The organism is Rhodopirellula sp. JB055 (assembly GCF_043100905.1).
Lineage (GTDB): Bacteria > Planctomycetota > Planctomycetia > Pirellulales > Pirellulaceae > Rhodopirellula.
This window is the reverse complement of sequence record NZ_JBICHO010000531.1, coordinates 1-4,409: the sequence shown is the minus strand read 5'-3', so window position 1 is coordinate 4,409 and position 4,409 is coordinate 1. Positions and strand designations below refer to the sequence as shown.

Below are 4,409 nucleotides of genomic sequence, written 5' to 3'. Positions count from 1 at the left end.
GGTTGGTGGACCACTCCTGCCGCGACGACTATGGATTGCGTTCCGATCAAACGAGTGCCTGGGCTGGGATCTTCTACTTCGCGGCGAGATTGAGCGATCCATCGCAATCGACTGATTCCGCGCCGGTACTGACGTGGCCCGAAGGCAACGGGTTCTTGGTCGACCAATTGGCCACACGCATCGGAGATCGCATGGAAACGAATCGAGCGGTCCTTGCCATGACTGAAGCTGAACCTGGCCTTCAAACCCTTCACGCGATCGACACCCAAACGCAGCAGCCATTCAAGATCACCGCCGAGTCCGTCATTCTCGCCGTCCCACAATTCGTCTCCTGTCGTCTGTTGGATGAATCTTTGGGGGAGGTCAAGCAAGAACGAATCAACCTGGCGAGGTCGTTTCAGTACGGCAGTTGGTTGGTCGCGAACATTGTTTTAAAAGACCGACCGAAAGACCACCAATCTTGGATGTGCTGGGACAACGTTCGCTATCAATCGTCGTCGTTGGGATACGTCAACGCAGGCCACCAAACCGGACGCGATCATGGTGGCACGGTGATCACTTGGTACCAAGCTCTGACCGGCGACAACGCGACCCTCACCCGCACAGAATTACTAAGCCTGACTTGGGAAGAAGCCGCCGAAGTCGTATGCAGCGATCTCGAAATCATGCACCCCGACATTCGCCAACATATCCAAACCATGGATGTGATGGTCTGGGGCCACGCGATGATCCAGCCCACCGTCGGCAGTCTCTCCACCCCGCAACTCAAAGCGGCTCGTCTACCGATCGGCAACATCCACTTCGCCGCATCGGATCTCAGCGCCGTCGCCTTGTTCGAAGAAGCCTTCGACCACGGCCGCCGAGCCGCTCGAGCGGTTGTCACAAGCAAAGCGTGATAAGAGAATCCCCATCCGAATTCTGGCGAATCCGGCTACGGCGCCCCATCTCGAACTATCGCGTTGCCAAGAATCGGAACACGGTCAGTCGGTAGGCCAGGTTCCACCTGGCGATCGCGGCGGTCCAACTCACACACCACTTCCAACCAGCCCAAAACGCGAACGATGCCCCTAATCACCGTTGCCATGCAACATGGCCTACGCAACCCAACGTCGCCCTACCGTGCTGCCAGCAATCGGAACACGGTCAGACTGCTGCGAACCGCTTCTCGCAAATTCAACTTGCTGGTCCCGTGAACTCGTTCCGTGAACGTGATCGGAACCTCCAAACACTTGGCTCCATCACGATGCAGTCGCAGCAAGACTTCCTGAATGAACGCGTAGCCGTCGCTGGGATTGCGAGGCGGATCCAATCCCGCCAGGCAACTCACTCGGTAACAACGGTACGAACCGCTGGCATCACGCACCGGCAATCGCAACAGCGTTCGAGTGAACCCGTTGATCAGTCCGCTCATCACTTTCCGACGCCAAGGCCAACCGACAATCGCGCCGCCTTCCACGTAGCGTGAACCAACCACAACGTCCGCGTTCTTTTCCACACACGTCGCCACCAACCGCGGCAAATCCGCAGGATCGTGGCTGAGATCCGCGTCCATGTTGCAAAACAGATCGTAGTCACCATCGATTGCCACCTGCATCGCAGCACGGATGGCGCCGCCCAGTCCACGTTCGTCTTGGCGAACCTTCACCTGGATCCGTTCATCGGCCCCGCTTTCCTCCGCGTAGCGTCGTGCGATCTCCGCCGTTCCATCGGGGGAGTCATCGTCGACCACCAAACACACCGCCTCAGGCAGAGCCTCGCCAATTTTTGCCAACATTGTTTTGACGTTGGCGGCTTCGTTGTAGGTGCAGATCCCAACTAAAATCCGCTGCCCCGACGCAAGGTCAGGAGCAACGGAATGGGAAACAGTTTCACTGGCGGTTTGGGAAGTCGTTTCGATGGCTACGATTCAATCAGGAGTGCAACCGCTTCGAGGTAGCGGCGAATCACGTCGGGAGACACGTCGTTGAACCCAGCGGACTTGTGCCGCAAGATCGACAACTTGAGTTGTTCCACGACGTCGCTGAGGTCATCCGGCAATTCTGGCAAACCAGCGAACGGTTGCAAAGGTGACGGAGGCGTTTCGGTCGCCAAACCGGCTTCGCCTTCTTCGCGTCCGGACTCTCCGAGCTTGTTCAGCTCTTCTTCCTCGCCGAAATCAGGCCCCTCGTAAGTTGGGCCCTGAACGCCATCGGTGTCGCCGTCGTAATCTCGCGTCGTGTCGTCGCCTTGGGCGGGCGCGGTTCCCAGATTCGCGTCGGCCAATTCCGGTTGGTCTTCATCCAGATCGACATCCATCACCTGGCTGGCCGTGGGACGCTGCGATTCGACTTCGCCGTTGGCCTTCCAACGTTTGTCCCGCATGTTGGAAACCGACCACTTCTCTTCGACGGCCCCCTGCAACCATAGGGCGGCATCGTCCCAATCCAACGCGGCCAGGAAATGCGACCAGTACAAACCTTCGTACTTCGGCTGATCCTCGGCAAAGCGATCAAAGACACGACGCAAACGCCCCACGTGGGGTGCCGTGACACCTCCAACACGAGAAGCCCAAGCTTCGTCAGAATATTCCGTCGAAGGAGCACCAGCTTCGATCAAAGCCGCTCGCCATTGGCTGATAATGCGTCCTTTTTCCCAGTTCGTTGTGCTGACCAAGCCGTTCCATCGTCCGACGAAGGGCTGTTGCAGAGCCAACAACTCTGGCGACAGATCCTGGTCGTTGGGTTCCGCGGGTGCGTCAGTCGCGGCAACCGCTGAAACCGCGAATTGATTGACTTCGTCGGAAAGCTCTTCGACGTCGTCAGCCAGTTCCGAAACGTCTTCGTTCAGCGTTTCCGCGGTCAGGGTCTCGGTGGCCGGCTCAGCGGCAACAGCCGATTCGCCCGTTGGCTCATCATCCGGCACGTCTTCGTAAACGTCCGTGGTGGCCGTGGGGTTCGATTCCACTGAATCGGGCGTGCCCAAATCGTCGGCGTCGAATCGTGGCGAGTCACTGGTCAAAGAGGGGTTTTCGTCAGAATTCATGTGCAGGGATTCGCGAGGAGCGGGACGTGATTTCAGTCCGCATACGCTAACCCGCCGACCCCATCTCCGGGAAGATTCCCCGTCTTCTTTTCTGGTTTCTCAATGCCAACACGAGTCAGACGCATCGCGTGGGGAAACCGTGCGGTGTGGGAAAGATGTCGGGCTTGAACGAAGAAACGGCCCGGTGAGCTCAATGGCTCATCGGACCGTTGCGTTTGTTCAGTGTGATTGCCAGCCGGAAGGTCAGTTCCGGGCCCCCAACTCCTACAAGTTAGGAGTCGTGTAGGGCTCGACGTCACCCACCATGTGGAAGTGGTTGTGGTCGATGTAGACGACCTCAATCGCTTCGCGGTCACGCAGGGTGTGCGGCACGGGGTAGCCGACAATGGTCGACTCGTCAAAGTAAATCGTGCACTTGTAGTGAGCGTGGTGCAACTGAGCCGGTCCGATCAGCGGGTAGAAGCGAGGCGGATCGATGTAATCCGCGATCTTCTCCTTGATGATCCGCACGTCATTACGTTGCTTTTCCCAGATCAACGGAATGCCACCTTGAACAGGACGAGCCTGCTCGAGGGCTTGCATCACTTCGTCATCGCTCGGTGGATCCAATGCGATTGGCGGTCCGCCTGACGTGGTGGGGCCTAGAATTGGCACCCGGTCATAGCGTTCCTTGTTGTGGAACTTCTCTTCTTGCTTGTGCTGGTAATACGGGCTCACAGGAATTGGGAATCCGAGGATCCCCAAGTTGTAGTTGCTGCCGCCCAGGCCATAGCAACCTGTGCTCGTGATCACCACCATGGTGAGCAGGCACAACGTCCCGAATCGTGTGAATGTTGTGGTCATCTTGCTGGTCATCCGAGCAACCTTCCTTGGTTTCCGACTTGGCAAATCCGCAACCGAACTGATCCGCAGAGGATCATTCATTTGCGTAGTACCTGTATCGTGTCAAACTGTTCCGATCTTGCGGGTCATTCCGGAAATTCGCTCGGAAAGTTTCCAGACAACAGTTTCACGCGTGGAACTCAAGATCGACGGCCCTGCCCCGAAGATGCACGATTTCACCGTGCGCAGGCGAGTGCAGTATGAACCGGACGAGCCGTCTTACTCGCCGTCCGTCAGAACCGCCATGAACGCCTTCTGGCTGATCTCGACGTTGCCGACCGCCTTCATTCGCTTCTTGCCTTCCTTCTGCTTCTGCAGCAACTTGCGTTTTCGCGTGATGTCACCGCCGTAGCACTTGGCCGTCACGTTCTTTCGCATCGCGGGCACGGTCTCACGAGCGATCACGCGGCTGCCGATTGCCGCTTGCACGGCCACTTCGAACATGTGCCGCTCGATTTCTGCCTTCAGCTTCTTGGCCACGGCACGTCCGCGGCGGTCAGCATCGG

4 protein-coding genes and 1 pseudogene are annotated in these 4,409 nt (G+C 57.8%); 1 reads left to right on the top strand and 4 read right to left on the bottom strand.

Features of this window, described 5'->3' with window-relative positions:
• On the top strand, nucleotides 1–896 hold an 896-nt coding region (locus tag ACF8AM_RS20730; protein ID WP_392557477.1), incomplete at its 5' end, for an FAD-dependent oxidoreductase.
• Between the two features lie 218 nt (nucleotides 897–1,114).
• On the opposite strand, the gene ACF8AM_RS20725 is transcribed toward ACF8AM_RS20730, so the two are convergent.
• The 4 genes and pseudogenes from ACF8AM_RS20725 to ACF8AM_RS20710 all read right to left on the bottom strand — a co-directional run.
• A complete protein-coding gene (locus ACF8AM_RS20725) occupies nucleotides 1,115–1,822 on the bottom strand; it encodes a polyprenol monophosphomannose synthase (protein WP_392557478.1) in 708 nt (235 codons plus the stop codon).
• Between the two features lie 77 nt (nucleotides 1,823–1,899).
• Entirely contained in the window at nucleotides 1,900–3,021 is a 1,122-nt protein-coding gene (locus ACF8AM_RS20720) for a hypothetical protein (protein ID WP_392557476.1), read from the bottom strand.
• A 264-nt stretch (nucleotides 3,022–3,285) separates the two neighbouring features.
• Entirely contained in the window at nucleotides 3,286–3,945 is a 660-nt protein-coding gene (locus ACF8AM_RS20715) for a hypothetical protein (protein WP_392557475.1), read from the bottom strand.
• Nucleotides 3,946–4,122: 177 nt separating this feature from the next.
• Nucleotides 4,123–4,409 (bottom strand): annotated as a pseudogene (locus tag ACF8AM_RS20710) (elongation factor 4); the annotation flags it as partial.